Genomic DNA, 15,193 nt, shown 5'->3' on the forward strand with positions numbered 1-15,193 from the left:
TCCTCACCAGACAACAACACCCTTCAGGTTCGCTACGCGGACTTCGCCTCCTGCCAGCGCGCGTGGAGCTGCTCCAGCTGCGCGTTGACCCTCTTCCAACGGGCGGAATCCCTTAGCTCCTGACGGGTAAAGGAACCTTTATGATACAATTTCGTAACACGCTCTGCTTTGATCGGCGACAGGTTATCCAGCACGCTGACCGCACCCTTACGATTATTGCAGACCAGGATCATATCGCAACCCGCATCCAGGGAAGCCTGTCCGCGTTCGGCATAGCTGCCCATAATCGCCGCGCCTTCCATCGACAGGTCGTCGGAGAAAATCACGCCATCAAAGCCTAACTCCCCGCGCAGTACCGTCTTCAGCCAGTGCGGCGAGCCGCTGGCCGGACGCGGGTCAACGTCGGTATAAATGACGTGGGCAGGCATAATCGCATCAAGGCGCTGCTCCGCAACCAGGGTGCGGAAAACGGCCATATCCCGGGCACGAATTTCCGCCTCAGCGCGCGGATCGCGCGGCGTCTCTTTATGTGAATCCGCAGTGACCGCGCCGTGGCCTGGGAAATGCTTCCCGGTCGCCTTCATACCCGCCTCATGCATGCCGTCAATAAAGCAGCGCGCGATGGCCAGCGCCTTCTCGGGATCCTCATGATAAGAACGCTCGCCGATGGCGGCGCTGATGTGGCCAACGTCGAGCACCGGCGCAAAGCTGATATCAATGTCCATAGCGATCATTTCGCTGGCCATCAGCCAGCCGGCCTGCGCCGCCAGCCTGCCGCCCTCTTCCATTCCCAGCAGTGCGGCAAAGGACTGCGCGGCCGGCAGGTGGGTAAAGCCCTCGCGAAAACGCTGGACGCGCCCGCCTTCCTGATCGACCGCGATCGCCAGATGATTGTGCGAAGCTTCGCGGATCTGACGCACCAGCTCGCGCAGCTGCGCCGGATCGTGATAGTTGCGGGTGAAGAGAATCAGCCCGCCAACCAAAGGGTGCGCGAGGATCTCCCGCTCTTCCGCATCCAGCTCAAAACCTTCGACATCCAACATTACCGGACCCACACTGACCTCTCTTATATTATGTGTCTAACTGACGCCAGGCCGCATCTGCCAGGGCAATAAACTGTCGGTCGCCGGTTTGCTGCCAGCGACGCTCGTACCAGCCTGCCATGAGCATCAATACCCACGGGCGCCAGCGCTGAATTTGTCGCCACAGCTGACGTTCATTAATCTTCGCCAGCCGGGCATACTCCGCCGTCAGCCGTCGCCGCTGTGCGGAATCAATCCACACGGCGGCAAGCTCCAGCGCAATATCACCGTCGCCGGCATATTCCCAGTCGATCAGCCGCAGCCCGCCCTCGGTATGAACCAGATTACCCGCATGTACGTCCATATGTAGCGGCGCCAGGCGCAGTGGCCGGGGCTCTCCGCGTCGTAGCAGACGCTTATACCAGCGCAGCCATAGCGGGGTTCGTCGCGAGCAATCGCTCTGCTGCCAGTAGCTTTCCAGCAGCGGCGCCAGCGCGATACGCCAGCCCAGGCACGGCTGCTGGTGCAGATGATACAGCACCCCGGCCAGCTGCGAGCACGGCGGCAGCGCGCTTTTCATTTCACCGATGCAGTATTCCACCACCATCCAGCGCGGAGAGTAAAAAATCGGCGACGGCGCAAGCGTATCCGGCATCCGGGATAACGCGCGATATTGACGAAGGAAATCGCTGGCGGGCGCGGCAGGATCGTGCGGCTGGCGTAATACCAGCCGCCGGGTGCCGTCGCTGACAATGCAGCTACCGCCGCTCAGACCGGCAAAGGCCGGATCGTCGAGCGGCGAATAGCGGGGGAAAAAGCGCGACAATAGCTCATCGCGCGTTAGCTTACTGTTGCTGAACTGCACCTTTACCTGACCAAATAATCTCGCCGGTTTGTACCAGCATCAGCTGCATCTTCAGCTCAGGTGAGTTGACGTTGCCGGTGGCATTAGAGTAGAGCACGTACTGGGCGCCAACGGTGCGCGCAATGCCCATCGCTTTGCTGCGGCTGCCGAGGCTATCCTGCGGCGACAGGCCAAGCTGCTGTTTCGCCACGCCGAGCTGCTGCTGCGAGACCAGCGTAAACTTGCCGTTTCCCGTCAGCGCATTGCGCAGGGCCTCGGTCGCCTCGCCCGCGTTTAGCGTACCGTTCGTGCGGTTATTGACGCTATCGACCAGCAGAATGCTGCCCGCATTCACGCCGCCCGCCTGCAGCATCTGCCCGACCATCGGCTGTACCGCACCGCTCCAGTCATAGTGGCGAACGCGCGGGGTTGGCTGAGTCGGCTGCTGTTCATGCTCAATCGGACCCGGCTGCGCCGGCACTGCCGGAATGCCCGGCACCGTTGGTACCGTAGGCTGAACTGGCTGCTCCGGTTTCGGCTGCGCCTCCCCTACCGGCGCGGGCTCCTGACGCTGCCCAACGCACCCGGCAAGGAATATCGCCAGTGCTGTGATCAACGCATAGCGACACATTTTAATCATCACAGTTACCTCTTACAGATAAAGATAGAGTCGGGCCTTATGCGCCCCCAAAATATTTGCGCTACCGTAAAGCGTCACGGATGAGCGTGCGGGCACCGTTATGCTGCGCGCCGGCTCCAGCGGGTGCATCTCCAGCCCTCTGGCGTCATACCAGAAAAAGCGGTAATGCACGACGATCGGCTCCTGGCGTTCGTTGAACAGCCTTGAGGTGGCGGTGGCCTGAATCTGTGAGGCGGTGACCTCAGGCGCATCGGCGCTGATACCTGCGGCTAAGACGTTAGATTCCATCACCAGCGTCTGCTGCTCTCCCACCGGAATTTCCGCGTGAGAACCACAGCCGGCCAGCAGCGCCGCCGCCAGAAGAGTGCCGAAATGAGCTGCGCGCATTGATTAGCCTTTGTGAGCCAGCATGGGACCCAGCGGGCGACCGCCCAGCAGGTGCATATGGATATGGTAGACTTCCTGGCCGCCGTGGCGGTTACAGTTGACGATCAGGCGATAGCCGTCGTCGGCAAGACCTTCATCACGCGCAATTTTCGCCGCGACGGTCATCATGCGACCCAGCGCCAGCTCGTGCTCCGTGGTGACGTCGTTGACGGTAGGAATCAGGATATTGGGGATAATCAGAATATGGGTCGGCGCCTGCGGAGAAATATCGCGAAAGGCGGTAACAAGCTCATCCTGATAAACAATATCCGACGGGATCTCCCGGCGAATGATTTTGCTAAAAATCGTTTCTTCTGCCATGACTGATTCCTTATTAATTTTTATACCGTGCTCTGGCCTGCCTCTGCAGATAAACGCGGATGCACAGGATGCGTCTAAGAGTATGAGCGAGTTACTCCCCCTCTTTCAACCCGAATGCACTTTTTCTTACGCGGCGGCGGACTTAGCTGATGACGGATTAAGCATATCCCTGATTATGTCCCGGCGCCGCCGGCGATAAGAGCCTTTTTGACCACTATTCTTACGTCTGTTTACACATTAAATATAAATGCGTATATTTCTCATTTGTATTCACTACATGGACGCACCGCACTTCGGGAATGATTCGACCGCGGCCACAGAGCCTCGGCGTAGAACGATAGTCTCTAATTAAGGGTTAATCATGTCTTTCACTACCAGCTCCCGGGACGGCCGCCGCGCGCCGTCTCTCCTCGCCGTCGGCATTGCGTTAGCGCTCTACCCCGCCCTCGGCCTTGCCGCCGACGCCACCGACGACACCATCATTGTAGAAGGAACAACGCCGGCCGGAACCGACGAACAGCGGCAGGATTACAGCGTTAAAACCACCTCTGCCGGAACAAAAATGCTGATGACCCAGCGCGATATTCCGCAGTCGGTCAGCATCATCAGCGAGCAGCGGATGCAGGATCAGCAGCTGCAAACCCTCGGCGACGTGATGGACAACACGCTCGGCATCAGCAGGAGCCAGGCCGACTCCGATCGCAGCAGCTATTACTCCCGCGGTTTTCTGATAGACAACTATATGGTCGACGGTATTCCGACCTGGTTTGAATCCCGCTGGAACCTCGGCGACGCGCTCTCTGATACCGCGCTCTTTGAGCGGGTCGAGGTCGTACGCGGCGCCAACGGCCTGCTGACCGGGACGGGCAACCCCTCCGCATCGATCAACATGATCCGCAAGCATGCCACCAGCCGCGAGTTTACCGGCAATATCTCCACCGAGTACGGCAGCTGGAACAAGCAGCGCTACGTCGCCGATATGCAGAGCCCGCTGACCGAGGACGGTAACGTGCGGGCGCGTATTGTCGCCGGCTATCAGAATAATGACTCCTGGCTCGATCGCTACAATAGCGAAAAGACGTTCTTCTCCGGCATTCTCGATGCCGACCTCGGCAGCGCAACCAGCCTCTCCGCCGGCTACGAATACCAGCGCATCGACGTCAACAGCCCAACCTGGGGCGGCCTGCCGCGCTGGAACACCGACGGCAGCAAGAACCACTACGATCGCGCCCACAGCACCGCGCCGGACTGGGCCTATAACGATAAAGAGTTCAACAAAGTCTTCGTCACGCTGAAACAGCGCTTTGCCGATACCTGGCAGGCGACCATGACGGCAACCCACTCAGAGGTCAAATTCGACAGCAAAATGATGTACGTCGATGCGTACGTTAACAAAGAGACGGGCATGCTGGTCGGCCCTTATGGCAGCTATGGGCCGGGCTACGATTACGTTGGCGGGACGGGCTGGAACAGCGGCAAACGTAAAGTCGATGCCGTGGATCTGTTTAGCGACGGCGGCTTCGATCTGTTCGGCCGCCAGCATAACCTGATGCTCGGCGGCAGCTACAGCAAGCAGAACAACCGCTACCTTAGCTCCTGGGCAAACGTATTCCCGGATGAGATCGGCAGCTTCTCTGGCTTCAATGCGGCTAACTTCCCTGAAACCAACTGGGGCCCGCAAAGCCTCGCCCAGGACGACACCACGCGGATGAAGTCCCTGTACGCCGCGACGCGTTTCTCGCTGGCCGATCCGCTGCACTTGATTCTTGGCGTTCGTTATACCAACTGGCGTATCGACACCCTCTCCTACAGCATGGAGAAAAACCATACGACGCCGTACGCCGGCCTGGTTTACGACATCGATGATAACTGGTCGACCTACGCCAGCTATACCTCCGTCTTCCAGCCGCAGAACGTCCGCGACAGCTCGGGTAAATATCTGACGCCGATCACCGGTAACAACTATGAGCTTGGCCTGAAATCAGACTGGATGGACAGCCGTCTGACCACCTCCCTGGCGATTTTCCGTATCGAACAGGATAACCTGGGCCAGTCTACCGGGACGCCGATTGCCGGCAGTAACGGCGAAACGGCCTACAGAACGGCGGACGGCACGGTGAGTAAAGGGGTTGAGTTCGAGATTAACGGCGCCTTGACGGATAACTGGCAGATGACCTTCGGGGCCACGCGCTACGTTGCGGAAGATAATGAAGGCAATGCGGTAAACCCCAACCTGCCGCGCACCAGCGTTAAGCTGTTCACCCGCTATCGTCTGCCGGCGATACCCGAGCTGACCGTTGGCGGCGGCGTGAACTGGCAGAACCGCGTCTATAAAGATACCGTCACGCCGTACGGCACCTTCCGCGCCGAGCAGGGCAGCTACGCGCTGGTTGATTTATTCAGCCGCTACCAGGTCACCAAAAACTTTGCCTTGCAGGGTAATATCAACAACCTGTTCGATAAAACCTACGATACCAACATTGACGGCTCGATTGTTTACGGCGAGCCGCGCAACTTCAGCATCACCGCCAGCTACCAGTTCTGATTTATCCTCAGCGCTGACCAGCAGAACCCAGGGAGCCAGCTGGCTCCCTTTTTACTCGCTTAAGCCAGTAAAAAACCACCTGCATAGCAGGTGGCATTGAAAACGCCCCATAGGGGCGTACTAAGTCCAGACTCTGAGAGCCTTCCCTTCACACCTCTTTTAGAGGGAGCTGGCTCTCTTCAACTTCATGCTTTTCCTGATACTTCACATACTTTCTTATCATTTCTTCGTTTATACCTACGGTATCCACGCAGTAACCCCGTGCCCAAAAGTGATTTCCCCACAACTTGTTCTTCCGTAGGTAAGGAAATTTACTGAACAGCCGAAGGGCTGTTTTACCTTTCAAATGACCTATCACATGTGAAATAGAAAGTCGCGGTGGTACTTTTACCAGTAAGTGGACATGATCAATCTGAACATTCAGTTCTACCACTTCTATCCCAAGCTGCTCGCTTGAGATCCTTATCTGCTTGTAGACCTCTTTCCCAACATTGTTCCTAAGGATGCGAAATCGGTACTTGGGTGTCCATACGATATGATATTGACAACACCAGAGCACATGAGATGCTTTCTGGAATCTACTCATGGTTAAATCCTTATCAGTTATGGGGATAACAGATTCGGATTTTCCCATGAGTAGCATTACTGGCAGAGCCAACTTTTTGCTGACCACCTCCATAGGAGGTGGTGTTCATTCAGGTATAAAAAAGGCAGCCATTCGGCTGCCTTAGTCTCCCCACATCACAACTTAGTTGGCGCGGATGTACTCGTCCATTTCAGTTTTCAGGTTATCGGATTTAGTCCCGAAGATAGCCTGAACGCCTGAACCTGCAACGACCACACCGGCAGCACCCAGTTTTTTCAGGCCAGCCTGATCAACTTTCGCTACGTCAGCAACGCTAACGCGCAGACGGGTGATGCACGCATCAAGGTTAGTGATGTTTTCTTTACCGCCGAACGCCGCGATCAGAGCCGGAGCCATTTCGCTGGTTGCGCCCACTTTGCTGTCTTCGGTTGAATCTTCACGACCCGGAGTTTTCAGGTCCAGTGCTTTAATCAGCACGCGGAAGACAACGTAGTACACGATCGCATAGCAGATACCGACAATCGGGAACAGCCACAGCTTGCTGCTGTTACCGGACAGGACGATAAAGTCGATCAGGCCGTGAGAGAACGATGTACCGTCACGCATACCCAGCAGGATACAGATCGGGAATGCCAGACCTGCAAGAATTGCGTGGATAATGTAGAGGAGCGGCGCAACGAACATGAAGGAGAACTCGATCGGCTCGGTAATACCGGTCAGGAACGAGGTCAGCGCTGCGGAGATCATGATACCGCCCACTTTCGCGCGGTTTTCCGGTTTAGCGGAGTGCCAGATAGCGATAGCCGCAGCCGGCAGGCCGTACATTTTGAACAGGAAGCCGCCGGACAGTTTGCCCGCAGTCGGGTCACCAGCCATGTAGCGCGGGATATCGCCGTGGAAGACCTGACCTGCCGCGTTGGTGTATTCACCAATCTGCATCTGGAAAGGAACGTTCCAGATGTGGTGCAGGCCAAACGGTACCAGGCAACGTTCAATGAAGCCGTAGATACCGAACGCCACAACCGGGTTCTGGTACGCAGCCCACTGAGAGAAGGTCTGGATAGCAGTACCGATCGGTGGCCAGATAAAGGAGAGGATCACGCCGGTGAAAATAGCGGCCAGACCGGAGATAATCGGCACAAAACGCTTGCCCGCAAAGAAGCCCAGATACTCTGGCAGCTTGATGCGATAGAAGCGGTTGAACATGTACGCTGCGATTGCACCGGAAATAATACCGCCAAGTACGCCGGTATCAGCCAGGTGTTTAGCCGCAATCTCTTCAGCAGGTAAATGCAGAACCAGAGGGGCAACAACCGCCATGGTTTTCACCATGATGCCGTAAGCAACGACCGAAGCCAGCGCGGATACACCGTCGTTATTGGTGAAGCCAAGCGCGACACCGATAGCGAAGATCAGCGGCATATTAGCGAATACTGAACCGCCTGCTTCTGCCATGACGTGGGAAACGACTTCTGGCAGCCAGCTGAAGTTTGCGGAACCGACACCCAGCAGGATACCTGCGATAGGCAGTACGGAGACCGGCAGCATCAGCGATTTACCGACCTTCTGCAGGTTAGCAAATGCATTCTTAAACATAATTGAGAGTGCTCCTGAGTATTTGGTACTTTTTTACGTTTTCACGCATTGGCACGGGGGGAGTACCGTGCCGTGGACAGGACATCTAAGCGCCCTTTATTTATTACACAGAGTAAAATAATTGGCGGAATGATTGTTTGACGGCTATCACGTTTCAATCAGTCGGCGTGGAAAAATTTACATCAACTTACATAAGCCGTATCTAAATGTTGCCAAAAGCCGGTCACCGCCCCTTTTGTGGCGGTGAACTTTACTCGTTTTAAGAATTAATTACGAGCCTTAAAATAATAGGAAGATCGCTGGGTTACAGGCGGGAGGGGTCGATATGGAACAATCTGGCGAAATTATCGGTGGTCTGCTGTGCCAGCTGCTCCAGCGAAACGCCCTTCAGAACCGCCATATATTCGGCAACGTCACGGACCATTGCCGGCTGGTTCTCTTTACCACGATGGGGTACCGGCGCGAGGTACGGCGAATCGGTCTCCACCAGCAGGCGGTCAAGGGGAACGTAGCGCGCGGCGTCGCGCAGCTGTTCGGCGTTGCGGAACGTGACAATACCGGAAAACGAGATATAGAACCCCATGTCCAGCAATTTACCCGCTGTCTCTCTATCCTCTGTGAAACAGTGTAGTACGCCGCCGCAATCCGTCACTTTTTCTTCCTGCAAAATTGTCAGCGTATCGGCCCGCGCGTCGCGGGTGTGCACAATCACCGGCTTGTTGAGCTCGCGGCCGATGCGGATATGATCGCGGAAGGACTCCTGCTGGCGGGGCCTGGTTTCCGGGGTGTAAAAATAGTCCAGCCCGGTCTCCCCCATCGCCACCACGCCCTCTTCCGCGGCCAGCTTGCGCAGCTCGTCAACGTCGTACGCTTCATCCTGGTTGAGCGGATGCACGCCGCAGGAGAAAACCACGTTGTCACGCTGTCCGACCAGCTCGCGCATCCCGCGATATCCCGGCAGCGTAGTCGCAACAGCAAGGAAGAACTTCACGTCACGCGCGGTGGCTTTTGCCAGCACATCGTCCACGTCTTTATGCAGAGTTTCATAATCCAGGCCATCAAGATGGCAGTGGGAGTCGACTAAAAACATAATGTCTCGCTCAGAGGTGGGAAACGGGCAGGACCGCCCCAGGTTGCAGGTAATGTTCCCAGCGCAAAAGGCGCTCGGTTAGCAGCAGTTCGCGGTTGATGCCGACCACGCTCAGCAGCTGCTCTCGGCAGGCGCTGACGTCCCGCGCAATGGCCTGCAGGCGGCTGGCCGGCAACGCCTGCGCCAGCTGGTTTATCAGCGTCCAGGCATCGGGGTTGCTCACCAGGGAGATTCCCTGCTGCCTTTTTTGTGCATCCAGCAGCAGCGATGCCAGCCAGTGCAGGCGAACGGCGGCCTGTTCATGATTGAGAATCGGCAGCAGCGTTAGCCAGTCACCGCCGATTAATGCGCTTGCCAGAGTCTGGATGAGCTGCTGCCGGGCGGCCCAGCGGCTCTCATCGAGCAGCTCCAGCGCCGCCGCTGGCGCATTAGCGCTCAGACGCAGCGCGGCCAGCAAGACGTTTTGCTCAAGCGCTACCTCACGCTCCAGCCACGCCAGGCCGTAGGACTCCGCCGGCGGAGCAAGATGATACAGACGGCAGCGGCTGCGCAGCGTGGCCAGCAGCCGCGCCGGCTCCTGACAGGCGAGGAAGAACCAGGTATTTTCCGGCGGCTCTTCCAGCGTTTTCAGCAGGGCATTGGCTGCCGCATCGGTCAGCAGCGCCGCGTCGCTAATCCACACCACCTTGGCTCCGCCGAGGCGCGAGCGTTCGTAGAGCTTTTCATTCACGTCGCGAACGGCATCAATCCCGAGGACGCTTTTGCCCTTCTCCGGCACCAGCGTGTAGTAGTCGGGGTGGGTACCGGCCTGCATCAGCTGGCAGCTATGGCAGTGGCCGCAGCTTTTGTGCCCTTCCGGCTGTCGGCACATCAGGTAGCGGCACAGCGCGTAGAGCAGCGCATCGCCGCCCATTCCCGGCAGCGCCTGAAGCAGTAACGCATGGTGACCCCGCCCGGCCTGATAGCTGGTGACTAACTGCTCGAACGGCGGGCGTAACCACGGATACCATTTCATGCGCGCTGCTCCGCCACCCACTGGCCGATCGTCGCGCGGATATCGCGCGCGACCGCTTCCAGCGGTTGAGTGGCGTCGATGGTGCGGATCGTCGGGTCCTGCGTCGCCAGCTCAAGATAGCGCGCGCGGGTGCGGTTAAAGAAGTCCAGCGACTCCTGCTCAATGCGATCGAGCTCGCCGCGGGCGCGGGCTCGCTTGAGGCCCACCTCAGGCGTCACGTCGAGATAGAGCGTCAGGTTCGGGCGAAAATCGCCGAGCACCGCGTCGCGCAGCGTCGCCAGCATCGTCTGGTCAATGCCGCGGCCGCCGCCCTGATACGCCTGGGTTGAGAGATCGTGGCGATCGCCAATCACCCACTGCCCGCGGGCCAGGGCCGGCTTAATCACCGTTTCCACCAGCTGAACGCGGGCGGCATAAAACATCAGCACTTCGGCTTTATCATTAATCACTTCATCGCCGGTGGACTGGATATCGAGAACCAGGCTGCGCAGTTTCTCGGCGAGGATGGTGCCGCCCGGTTCACGGGTAAACAGCAGATCGCTGACGCCAGACTGTTCCAGCGCCTCCACCACCAGGTTACGCGCGGTGGTTTTCCCTGCGCCCTCCAGGCCTTCGATAACGATGTAATTACTGCGCATTTTTTTCCTTAAGAACTTTTAGATAATCCTGAACCGAGCGGTTGTGGCTGGACAGATTGGTATTAAACGTATGTCCGCCCTTGCCGTCAGCGACAAAATAGAGGTACGGCGTTTTCGCCGGGTGCGCGGCGGCGGTCAGCGAAGCCTCTCCGGGCGCGGCGATCGGTCCCGGCGGCATACCGCTAATCACATAGGTATTATAGGCCGTCGGGGTTTCGAGATCCTTGCGCGTCAGCCTGCCATTATAGCTCTCACCCATGCCGTAAATCACCGTCGGGTCGGTCTGCAGACGCATGCCGATGCGCAGGCGGTTGATAAATACCGACGCCACGCGATCGCGCTCTTCCGCTACCGCCGTCTCTTTTTCGATAATTGACGCCATGGTCAGCAGCTGGTTTCGATCCTCGTACGGCAGGTTATCCATCCGCCCCTCCCACGCCTTGTCCACCTCGGCGACCATCTTCTGATGCGCCCGCTTGAGGATCGCTACATCGCTGGTATTGGCGGTATACATCCAGGTATCCGGCCAGAACCAGCCTTCGACCCAGTCCGGGTGTTCAAGGTCGAGCGTTTTCGCCACCGTTTCGTAGCTGTCGTCAGCCAGCGTATGCTTCACATACGGCGCATCGCGCAGCTGGCGCAGATAGTCGCTCACCCGCATTCCTTCAACAAAGCGCAGCGGGAACTGGGCCTCTTTGCCGCTGCCCAGCAGCTGGAGCATTTCGCGCACCGTCATTTGCGGCGTGAAGCGGTAGGTCCCGGCTTTGAAGTGCGACAGCTCCGGCTCAATGCGCAGCAGCCACTGGAAGACGCGAGGCCGGTTGATGACCTTGTCACCATACAGCTGCTGGCCCAGCGCGATGCGCCCGGAGCCGGCTTCAAGGGTGAAGATGGTCTCTTCTTTGATAAGCAGCTTGCTGTCAGCGAGCTGGCGGACTTTCCACATGCCCACGCCTGCGGCAATGCCAAACACCACTAACAACAGCAGGATAAAACGTAACATTTTCTTCATGACTAACCAGACAGCTCACACAGTGGGGCTAAAAAATGATAAAGCTCGCGCGAGGACCAACGGCTCTCGTCCCAGCGGCGAACCGGCACCAGCGGCATCAGGGCGTTGCAAATCAGCACTTCATCGGCATCGCGCAACGCATCAGGGCCCGTGGTGACTTCGACAACGCGAAACGGCGATTGTGCCAGCCGCGCGATACAATACTGGCGCATGATCCCGTTCACGCCCGCCTGGTCAAGGCGCGGCGTAAATACCTCCATTCCCTTGCGCCAGAACAGATTCGCGGCACAGCATTCCGTAAGCCACCCTTCGCTGTCAAGAACCAGCGCCTCGTCGGCGTCCGTCTGCTCAAGATGAGAGCGGATCAGCACCTGCTCCAGGCGGTTAAGGTGCTTAAGGCCGGCAAGCGACGGGTTACGCCCCAGCCGTATCGGGCTCAGGGCCAGGGTGATGCCCTCTTCGCGCCAGCGGGAGTAGTGCGCCGGCAGCGGGGATACGCTGAGGATACGGGTCGGCTGCTGGCACAGCGTACCGCTATAGCCGCGGCCGCCGGAACCGCGCGTCAGGATAACCTTGAGGACGCCGCTTTTCTGGACCTGTGCCAGGCGCAGCATCTCCTGTTCCAGCGTTTGCCAGTGGGCATAGGGGATCATCAGCTTTTCACAGGCCTGCTGCAAACGCCGAAGGTGGGCAGGCAGCATCTGCACGTGACTTTCTACAATCCGCGCGGTGGTAAAGCATCCGTCGCCAAACTGTATCGCCCGGTCGTTAGCGGCCAGGACGTCCTGTTCAAGGCCATTAATCAAGAACATAGTGGCTCCTTATCGGTGGCTCGCTAGTGTCGCAGGATGAATTACGCAGGACAAGCAGAGAAAGCTGAAGAAAAAAGAAGGCCCGCATAAATGCAGGCCTGAGTCATGGCTGGGTGAGGCGACTAACGCGCTTAGACCTTTTTAAAGATCAGCGAACCGTTAGTGCCACCAAAGCCAAAGGAGTTACACAGCGTGTACTCCATACCGGAAACCTGGCGGGCTTCGTGCGGAACGAAGTCCAGGTCGCAGCCATCGTCCGGGTTATCCAGGTTGATGGTCGGCGGAACCACGCTATCGCGCAGCGCAAGGATTGAGTAGATAGATTCTACCGCTCCTGCGGCGCCCAGCAGGTGCCCGGTCATAGATTTGGTCGAGCTGACCATTACGCTGCGAGCCGCATCGCCAAAGACTGACTTAACAGCCTGAGCTTCCGCTTTATCGCCCGCTGGCGTCGAGGTACCGTGCGCGTTGACGTAGGCAATCTGGCCCGGTTCAATGCCCGCATCGCGAATGGCGTTAACCATTGCCAGCGCGGCACCGGCACCGTTCGCCGGAGGAGAAGTCATATGGTAGGCATCGCTGCTCATACCAAAACCGACGATTTCCGCGTAGATTTTCGCGCCGCGTTTTTTAGCGTGCTCGTACTCTTCCAGCACCACCATGCCCGCGCCGTCGCCAAGCACGAAGCCGTCGCGATCTTTATCCCACGGACGGCTTGCCGCCTGCGGATTGTCGTTGCGGGTAGAGAGCGCACGCGCTGCGCCAAAGCCGCCCACGCCAAGCGGGGTACTGGCTTTTTCCGCACCGCCGGCAACCATAGCGTCAGCATCGCCGTAGGCAATGATACGCGCGGCCTGACCGATATTATGCACACCGGAAGTACAGGCGGTCGCGATGGAGATGCTCGGCCCACGCAGACCAAACATGATGGTCAGATGTCCGGCCACCATGTTAACAATTGTAGACGGTACAAAGAACGGGCTGATTTTACGAGGTCCGCCGTTGGTCAGCGAGCTGTGGTTTTCCTCAATCAGGCCGAGGCCGCCGATGCCGGAGCCAATAGCTGCGCCGATGCGGTCCGCGTTCTCTTCCGTTATTTCAAGACCAGAATCCTGCATGGCCTGAACGCCAGCGACAATTCCATATTGAATGAAGGCATCCATCTTGCGCTGTTCTTTGCGCGAGATAATGTCATCACAGTTAAAATCCTTTACTAAGCCAGCAAATTTTGTTGCATAGGCGCTAGTATCGAAATGGTCGATCAGGCTGATGCCACTCTGACCGGCAAGGAGAGCTTTCCAGGTAGACTCTACGGTATTGCCGACAGGAGACAACATGCCCAGTCCGGTCACAACTACACGACGCTTAGACACGGTTGTCCTCCAGGGAGGGAAAATAGATTCTTGTGGGACAAACTAAAGATAAAACTCAGGCGGTCGAATGACCGCCTGGAGATGTTCACTTACGCCTGGTGACCGTTGATGTAATCAATGGCAGCCTGAACAGTGGTGATTTTCTCAGCTTCTTCGTCCGGAATCTCAGTATCAAACTCTTCTTCCAGAGCCATTACCAGCTCAACGGTGTCAAGAGAATCAGCGCCCAGATCTTCAACGAAGGAAGCATTGTTGGTAACTTCTTCCTGCTTAACGCCCAGCTGTTCGCCGATGATTTTCTTAACGCGTTCTTCGATAGTGCTCATACTCTTAAATTTCCTATCAAAACTCGCTTTCGCGATGGTTTTCGTAGTGTATAAAATGTTGAAAAATTTGCAACTAAATCCCGGCAGGTCGTACCACGATTTTACGCTATTTTGCGGCTGTTTGCCCTCATAACGCAAATCATTTTGCACAAAACCGTACCCGGAACCGCACAGACTGCGCGGTTCCTGAACGTTTTGCACAAAACTCGGTCAGACCATATACATTCCGCCGTTGACGTGCAGGGTTTCACCAGAGATGTAACCCGCTTCGTCAGAAGCTAAAAATGCAACCGCACTGGCGATTTCTTTTGCATCGCCGAGGCGACCCGCCGGAACTTGCGCCAGAATACCCGCACGCTGATCGTCAGATAGCGCACGCGTCATGTCCGTTTCAATAAAGCCCGGAGCAACAACGTTAACCGTAATACCGCGGGACGCGACTTCACGTGCCAGCGACTTACTAAAACCGATCAGACCCGCTTTCGCCGCAGCGTAGTTAGCCTGACCAGCATTTCCCATGGTACCGACCACAGAACCGATAGTAATAATGCGACCGTGACGCTTTTTCATCATAGCGCGCATTACTGCTTTTGACAGACGGAAAACTGATGACAGATTGGTTTCGATAATATCGTTCCACTCGTCATCTTTCATCCGCATTAACAGGTTATCACGAGTAATACCGGCATTATTAACCAGGATATCAACTTCACCAAACTCTGCGCGAATATTTCCCAGAACAGATTCGATAGATGCCGGGTCGGTCACATTCAGCAGCAGACCTTTACCGTTAGCACCTAAATAGTCGCTGATCGCCTGCGCACCGCTCTCGCTGGTGGCAGTACCGATAACCTTCGCGCCACGGGCGACGAGCGTTTCAGCGATTGCACGGCCGATCCCGCGACTTGCACCGGTAACCAGCGCGATTTTTCCTTCAAAATTCATGA

The 15,193-nt window shown here is 57.1% G+C and carries 16 protein-coding genes; 1 reads left to right on the plus strand and 15 read right to left on the minus strand.

The annotated features are described in order from the left end of the window. Positions 1–32 precede the first annotated feature (32 nt). Genes nagZ through hinT form a run of 5 tightly spaced genes read right to left on the minus strand, consistent with a single transcriptional unit; the run spans position 33 to position 3,253 of the window. The gene (gene nagZ, locus GVK32_RS05250; RefSeq protein ID WP_161795650.1) at positions 33–1,043 is read right to left on the minus strand and encodes a beta-N-acetylhexosaminidase; all 1,011 of its coding nucleotides are present in this window, start codon (positions 1,041–1,043) and stop codon (positions 33–35) included. 28 nt (positions 1,044–1,071) lie between these two features. Next, entirely contained in the window at positions 1,072–1,887 is an 816-nt protein-coding gene (gene thiK, locus GVK32_RS05255) for a thiamine kinase (protein ID WP_159872787.1), read from the minus strand. Then, positions 1,868–2,497 (minus strand): penicillin-binding protein activator LpoB, encoded by a 630-nt coding sequence (gene lpoB / locus GVK32_RS05260; RefSeq protein ID WP_200842837.1) that lies wholly within the window; start codon positions 2,495–2,497, stop codon positions 1,868–1,870. Before lpoB ends, thiK begins: the two co-directional genes overlap by 20 nt. A 21-nt stretch (positions 2,498–2,518) precedes the next feature. Continuing rightward, on the minus strand, positions 2,519–2,893 hold the full coding sequence (locus GVK32_RS05265; RefSeq protein WP_045854851.1) for a YcfL family protein: 375 nt from the start codon (positions 2,891–2,893) through the stop codon (positions 2,519–2,521). A 3-nt stretch (positions 2,894–2,896) separates the two neighbouring features. Beyond that, a complete protein-coding gene (gene hinT / locus GVK32_RS05270; protein WP_041144975.1) occupies positions 2,897–3,253 on the minus strand; it encodes a purine nucleoside phosphoramidase in 357 nt (118 codons plus the stop codon). Between the two features lie 361 nt (positions 3,254–3,614). On the opposite strand from hinT, the gene fhuE reads away from it, so the two are divergent. Further along, positions 3,615–5,798: a ferric-rhodotorulic acid/ferric-coprogen receptor FhuE gene (fhuE, locus tag GVK32_RS05275; RefSeq protein ID WP_159872783.1), complete on the plus strand. Its 2,184-nt coding sequence runs from the start codon at positions 3,615–3,617 to the stop codon at positions 5,796–5,798. 148 nt (positions 5,799–5,946) lie between these two features. On the opposite strand, the gene tnpA is transcribed toward fhuE, so the two are convergent. From tnpA to fabG, 10 genes are all read right to left on the minus strand, one after another. Next, positions 5,947–6,384 (minus strand): IS200/IS605 family transposase, encoded by a 438-nt coding sequence (gene tnpA, locus GVK32_RS05280; RefSeq protein WP_032751944.1) that lies wholly within the window; start codon positions 6,382–6,384, stop codon positions 5,947–5,949. Between the two features lie 162 nt (positions 6,385–6,546). Next, complete coding sequence (gene ptsG, locus GVK32_RS05285) at positions 6,547–7,980, minus strand: PTS glucose transporter subunit IIBC (RefSeq protein WP_159866811.1); 1,434 nt, start codon at positions 7,978–7,980, stop codon at positions 6,547–6,549. Positions 7,981–8,284: 304 nt separating this feature from the next. Then, the gene (locus tag GVK32_RS05290) at positions 8,285–9,070 is read right to left on the minus strand and encodes a metal-dependent hydrolase (RefSeq protein WP_159866814.1); all 786 of its coding nucleotides are present in this window, start codon (positions 9,068–9,070) and stop codon (positions 8,285–8,287) included. A 10-nt stretch (positions 9,071–9,080) separates the two neighbouring features. After that, positions 9,081–10,085: a DNA polymerase III subunit delta' gene (gene holB, locus GVK32_RS05295; RefSeq protein WP_159866819.1), complete on the minus strand. Its 1,005-nt coding sequence runs from the start codon at positions 10,083–10,085 to the stop codon at positions 9,081–9,083. After that, positions 10,082–10,723, minus strand: coding sequence for a dTMP kinase (tmk, locus tag GVK32_RS05300; RefSeq protein ID WP_159866822.1), 642 nt, complete (start codon positions 10,721–10,723; stop codon positions 10,082–10,084). Before tmk ends, holB begins: the two co-directional genes overlap by 4 nt. Continuing rightward, positions 10,713–11,735: a cell division protein YceG gene (gene yceG / locus GVK32_RS05305; RefSeq protein ID WP_159866825.1), complete on the minus strand. Its 1,023-nt coding sequence runs from the start codon at positions 11,733–11,735 to the stop codon at positions 10,713–10,715. The genes tmk and yceG overlap by 11 nt, the downstream gene beginning before the upstream one ends. A gap of 2 nt (positions 11,736–11,737) precedes the next feature. Further along, a complete protein-coding gene (gene pabC / locus GVK32_RS05310) occupies positions 11,738–12,547 on the minus strand; it encodes an aminodeoxychorismate lyase (RefSeq protein ID WP_159866828.1) in 810 nt (269 codons plus the stop codon). A 131-nt stretch (positions 12,548–12,678) separates the two neighbouring features. Then, positions 12,679–13,920: a beta-ketoacyl-ACP synthase II gene (gene fabF / locus GVK32_RS05315; protein WP_159866831.1), complete on the minus strand. Its 1,242-nt coding sequence runs from the start codon at positions 13,918–13,920 to the stop codon at positions 12,679–12,681. Between the two features lie 89 nt (positions 13,921–14,009). Beyond that, positions 14,010–14,246 carry an acyl carrier protein gene (gene acpP, locus GVK32_RS05320; RefSeq protein WP_000103754.1) on the minus strand — a complete coding sequence of 79 codons (237 nt, stop codon included), beginning with the start codon at positions 14,244–14,246 and terminating at the stop codon, positions 14,010–14,012. A 210-nt stretch (positions 14,247–14,456) separates the two neighbouring features. Further along, entirely contained in the window at positions 14,457–15,191 is a 735-nt protein-coding gene (gene fabG / locus GVK32_RS05325) for a 3-oxoacyl-ACP reductase FabG (protein ID WP_159866834.1), read from the minus strand. Positions 15,192–15,193: the final 2 nt, after the last annotated feature.

It is taken from the genome of Klebsiella sp. 18074 (genome assembly GCF_902705905.1).
GTDB classification, from domain to species: domain Bacteria; phylum Pseudomonadota; class Gammaproteobacteria; order Enterobacterales; family Enterobacteriaceae; genus Klebsiella; species Klebsiella terrigena.

Bases quoted from the DNA above. Each gene is read 5' to 3' on its own strand.
- nagZ (WP_161795650.1), bottom strand. From the start codon at position 1,043: ATGTTGGATGTCGAAGGTTTTGAGCTGGATGCGGAAGAGCGGGAGATC.
- lpoB (WP_200842837.1), bottom strand. From the start codon at position 2,497: ATGTGTCGCTATGCGTTGATCACAGCACTGGCGATATTCCTTGCCGGG.
- GVK32_RS05265 (WP_045854851.1), bottom strand. From the start codon at position 2,893: ATGCGCGCAGCTCATTTCGGCACTCTTCTGGCGGCGGCGCTGCTGGCC.
- hinT (WP_041144975.1), bottom strand. From the start codon at position 3,253: ATGGCAGAAGAAACGATTTTTAGCAAAATCATTCGCCGGGAGATCCCG.
- fhuE (WP_159872783.1), top strand. From the start codon at position 3,615: ATGTCTTTCACTACCAGCTCCCGGGACGGCCGCCGCGCGCCGTCTCTC.
- tnpA (WP_032751944.1), bottom strand. From the start codon at position 6,384: ATGAGTAGATTCCAGAAAGCATCTCATGTGCTCTGGTGTTGTCAATAT.
- ptsG (WP_159866811.1), bottom strand. From the start codon at position 7,980: ATGTTTAAGAATGCATTTGCTAACCTGCAGAAGGTCGGTAAATCGCTG.
- GVK32_RS05290 (WP_159866814.1), bottom strand. From the start codon at position 9,070: ATGTTTTTAGTCGACTCCCACTGCCATCTTGATGGCCTGGATTATGAA.
- holB (WP_159866819.1), bottom strand. From the start codon at position 10,085: ATGAAATGGTATCCGTGGTTACGCCCGCCGTTCGAGCAGTTAGTCACC.
- tmk (WP_159866822.1), bottom strand. From the start codon at position 10,723: ATGCGCAGTAATTACATCGTTATCGAAGGCCTGGAGGGCGCAGGGAAA.
- yceG (WP_159866825.1), bottom strand. From the start codon at position 11,735: ATGAAGAAAATGTTACGTTTTATCCTGCTGTTGTTAGTGGTGTTTGGC.
- pabC (WP_159866828.1), bottom strand. From the start codon at position 12,547: ATGTTCTTGATTAATGGCCTTGAACAGGACGTCCTGGCCGCTAACGAC.
- acpP (WP_000103754.1), bottom strand. From the start codon at position 14,246: ATGAGCACTATCGAAGAACGCGTTAAGAAAATCATCGGCGAACAGCTG.
- fabG (WP_159866834.1), bottom strand. From the start codon at position 15,191: ATGAATTTTGAAGGAAAAATCGCGCTGGTTACCGGTGCAAGTCGCGGG.